Below are 4,326 nucleotides of genomic sequence, written 5' to 3' on the forward strand. Positions count from 1 at the left end.
GCCGTCCACGCGACGCCGACCCTGGAGACCGTGGTCGCCGTCGTCGCCGGGCTGGTCGCGGGCGTCCCCGTGGTGCCGCTGCCCCCCGACTCCGGACCCGGCGAACGCGCCCACATCCTGCGCGATTCGGGCGCGACCCGCCTGCTAGCCGCGAGCGACGCCGCGCCGCAGGGCCCGGACGTCCCGCCGCTCGTCGCCGTGGACCGCCTCCGCCCGTCCGGGACCACCTCCGCTTCCGCGGCCGAACGCGGGCCCGAGCACCTCGGCGGTGGCCGGGGTTCGGTGGAAGGCGAGCGGCGCACCGTCGCGTCGCCCGGATGCGACCCCGGCTCGACGGCGTTCATCCTCTACACGAGCGGGACGACCGGCGCCCCGAAGGGCGTGCTGATCTCCCGCGCCGCGGTCGCCGCCGGGCTCGACGCGCTCGCCGAGGCGTGGGCCTGGACGGCGGACGACACCCTCGTCCACGGCCTGCCGCTGTTCCACGTGCACGGGCTGGTGCTCGGGGTGCTGGGGCCGCTGCGGGCCGGGTCGCCGCTCGTCCACACCGGGCGGCCGGCCCCGGAGGCGTACGCGGACGCGGCGCGCGACGGCGGGACGCTGTTCTTCGGCGTCCCCACGGTGTGGTCGCGGATCGCGCGCGACCCCGGGGCCGCGGCGGCGCTGCGCGGCGCGCGGCTGCTGGTGTCGGGGAGCGCGCCGCTGCCGGTCCCGGTCTTCGAGCGGCTGGCCGAGCTCACCGGCCACCGTCCGGTCGAGCGGTACGGGATGACCGAGACCCTGATCACGGTGAGCGCCCGCGCGGACGGCGACCGCGTCCCGGGCTCGGTCGGGTTCCCGCTGCCCGGCGTCCGCACCCGGCTGACCGGCGAGGACGGGGCCCCGGTGCCTGCGGACGGCGAGACGCCCGGCGCCCTGGAGGTGTCCGCCCCGACCCTGTTCGACGGGTACCTGGGCCGTCCGGAGGCCACCGCCGCGTCCTTCACCCCGGACGGCTGGTTCCGCACCGGCGACATCGCGATCCTCGACCCGGACGGACGGCACCGCATCGTCGGCCGCGCCTCCACCGACCTGATCAAGAGCGGCGGCTACCGGATCGGCGCGGGCGAGGTGGAGAACGCGCTGCTCGCGCATCCGGCCGTCCGGGAGGCCGCCGTCGTCGGCGTCCCGCACGAGGACCTCGGCGAGCGGGTCACCGCGTTCGTGGTGGCCGAGGACGGCGTCGCGGAGAAGGAGCTGGCCGACTTCGTCGCGGACCGCCTCTCCGCCCACAAGCGGCCCCGCGTCGTCCACTTCGTGGAGTCCCTGCCGCGCAACGCCATGGGCAAGGTCGTGAAGACCCGCCTGAGTGGGTGATCCGCCCGACCGGGTGATCGCCTGACGGGGCGTTCCGCCCGGCCGGGTGATCGGGCCGCCCACCTGCGCGGACATTCAGGACGGCGCGGTACGTTCCACGCGATCCGCCCGATAGGCTGAGGCTTCGAGATGACAAGCACGCATGACGCCTCGGCCGCCGACCCCGCCCACTCGCTGGAGCCCGTCCCCGCCGAGGCCCGCAGCTCGACCGCCCTCCACCAGTTCTGGATCTGGGCCGGCGCGAACATCGCCCCCATCAACTGGGTGCTCGGCGCCCTCGGCGTCAAGCTCGGGCTGAGCCTCGCCGACACGATCACCGTGCTGGTCGCGGGCAACGTCCTCGGGATGGCGGTGTTCGGGCTGTTCGTCCTGATGGGCCAGCGGACCGGCGTCACCCAGATGGTGCTGGCGCGGTCGGCGTTCGGCCGCCGCGGCGCGTACCTGCCGGCCGCGCTGCAGGGCGTGATGTCGGCGGGCTGGTGCGCGGTCAACACCTGGATCGTGCTCGACCTGGTGATGGCCCTGCTCGGCCAGCTCGGCGTGCACGGCGGCACCGCGCTCAAGGTCGTCGTGGTGCTGGTGATCATGGGCCTGCAGGTCGGGATCGCCGCGTCCGGGTTCCGGGCGATCGCCTCGTTCGAGAAGTGGACGGTCCCGATCACGCTGGTGGTGCTCGCCGCGATGACCGCCGTCGCCTGGACGAAGGCCGGCGTGCACTGGGACTTCCCCGGCGCGCACCTGGCCGGGAAGAGCCGCCTGTCGGCCATGACCACGGTCATGACCGCGATCGGCGTCGGCTGGGGCATCACCTGGTTCGCCTACGCGTCGGACTACTCCCGCTTCGTCCCGCAGTCGGTGACCCGCCGGAAGCTCTACTGGTCGAGCGTGCTCGGGCAGTTCGTCCCGGTCGTGTGGCTCGGCGTGCTCGGCGCGTCCCTCGCCACCGCCAGCCAGACCACCGACCCCGGCAAGCTGATCGTCGACTCGTTCGGCGCGCTCGCGGTCCCGGTGCTGCTGCTGGTCGTGCACGGCCCGATCGCGACGAACATCCTCAACGTCTACTCGTGCTCGCTGTGCGCGCAGGCCGTCGACTGGAACGTGTCGCGCCGCGCCGTCTCCTACGGCGTCGGGATCTTCGCCGCCGCGTTCACGATCCTGCTGGTCTTCCAGGAGGACTTCGCGCACACCCTGGACGCCTGGCTCGCCGGGCTCGTCACCTGGGTCGTGCCGTGGGCCGCCGTCATGGCCGTCCACTTCTACGTCGTGAAGCGGCAGGACGTGGACATCGACGCCCTGTACGACCCGCCCGGCTCGTCCCGCCTCGGCGACATCCGGTGGGACGCCGTCGCCTCCTTCCTGCTGGGCGCCCTCGCCACCTGGAGCTTCCAGTACGGCGTCCCCACGGCCCTCCAGGGCCCCGCCGCCGGGGCGCTCGGCGGCATCGACCTGTCCTGGCTCGCGGGCGCGCTCGTCGCCGGCGGCCTCTACCTGCTGCTGTCCCGCCGCCGCGCGGCCGTGCTCGTCCCGGCCCGCCCGTCCAACTGAGGAGTCCGCCGGTGAAGCTCATCCGCAACGTCCGCCTGTCCGGCCGCGACGAGCTGCTCGACATCGAGGTGGACGACGGCCGCTTCGCCCGGATCGTCCCCGCCGGCCAGGGCTCCGGCGACCTCCTCGCGGACGGCGCGGGCGGCCTCGCCTCCCCGCCCTTCGTCGAGCCGCACGTCCACCTGGACACGACCCTCACCGCGGGCGAGCCGCGCTGGAACGCGTCCGGCTCCCTCTGGGAGGGCATCGCCGTCTGGTCCGAGCGCAAGCGGACCCTGACCGGCCAGGACGTCATCGACCGGGCCACCGAGGTGCTGCGCTGGTACGCCGCCAACGGCGTCCTGCACGTCCGCAGCCACGTGGACGTCACCGACCCGGCCCTGGTCGCCCTGGACGCCATGATCGAGGTCCGCGACCGCGTCCGCGGCGTCGTGGACCTGCAGCTCGTCGCCTTCCCGCAGGAGGGGATCGTCTCCTTCGAGGACGGCCCGGAGCTGCTGGAGAAGGCGGCCGAGCGCGGCGTGGACGTCGTCGGCGCGATCCCGCACTTCGAGGACACCCGCGAGGACGGCGTCCGCTCCCTGGAGATCGCCTTCGACATCGCCCAGCGGCACGGCCTGCTCCTCGACGCGCACTGCGACGAGATCGACGACGAGCAGTCCCGCTTCGTCGAGGTCCTCGCGACCCTCGCCCGCCGCGGCGGCCTGCGCGAGCGCGCCACCGCGTCCCACACCACGGCGATGGGGTCCTACAACGGCGCCTACTCCTACAAGCTCCAGCGCGTCCTCGCCCGCAGCGGCATCAACCTGGTCAGCAACCCGATGGCCAACCTCTGCCTGCAGGGCCGCTTCGACGACTACCCCAAGCGCCGCGGCCTCACCCAGGTCAAGGAGATGCTCGCCGCGGGCGTCAACGTCGCCTTCGGCCACGACGACGTCATGGACCCCTGGTACCCCCTCGGCACCGCCTCGTCCCTCCAGGTGGCCCTCGTCGGCGTCGCCGCCGCGCAGCTCACCGGCACCGCCGAGATCGACGAGGCCTTCCGGATGATCACCGACCGCGCCGCCCGCGTCCTGAACCTGGGCGACCGCTACGGCATCGCCGAGTCCCGCCCCGCCAGCCTCGTCATCCTTCCGGCGGCGTCCCCCTACGACGCCATCCGCCGCCAGACCCGCCCCACCCACGTCATCTCCCACGGCACCCTCATCGCCGAGACCCCCGCCACCCCCACCCGCCTCACCTGGCCCGGCGAACCCACCCGAGAAGTCGACTTCACCCGCCCGACCACTCGCTGAACCCCGCTTACAGCGAGAGCGAAAGCCGCCGCCACCAACCCCCGCTCAGGACGCGACGGTCACCTGGCGATCCACGGCAGCCCGGAAGCCCCAGGCCGACTCGTCCGCCCACGCCCGCCCCAACCCTGTG

General features: G+C 74.1%; 3 protein-coding genes. All 3 read left to right on the top strand.

Annotation, left to right across the window (positions count from 1 at the left end; all coding sequences use genetic code 11):
- The coding region (locus tag AB0J52_RS29595; RefSeq protein WP_500185847.1) for an acyl-CoA synthetase at positions 1 to 1,356 on the top strand (1,356 nt) is incomplete at its 5' end.
- A gap of 129 nt (positions 1,357 to 1,485) precedes the next feature.
- A complete protein-coding gene (locus tag AB0J52_RS29600; RefSeq protein ID WP_500185848.1) occupies positions 1,486 to 2,901 on the top strand; it encodes a purine-cytosine permease family protein in 1,416 nt (471 codons plus the stop codon).
- Positions 2,902 to 2,912: 11 nt separating this feature from the next.
- Positions 2,913 to 4,196, top strand: coding sequence for a cytosine deaminase (codA, locus tag AB0J52_RS29605; RefSeq protein WP_500185851.1), 1,284 nt, complete (start codon positions 2,913 to 2,915; stop codon positions 4,194 to 4,196).
- Positions 4,197 to 4,326: the final 130 nt, after the last annotated feature.

Origin of the sequence: Spirillospora sp. NPDC049652 (genome assembly GCF_040675125.1) — a bacterium.
Lineage (GTDB): Bacteria > Actinomycetota > Actinomycetes > Streptosporangiales > Streptosporangiaceae > Spirillospora.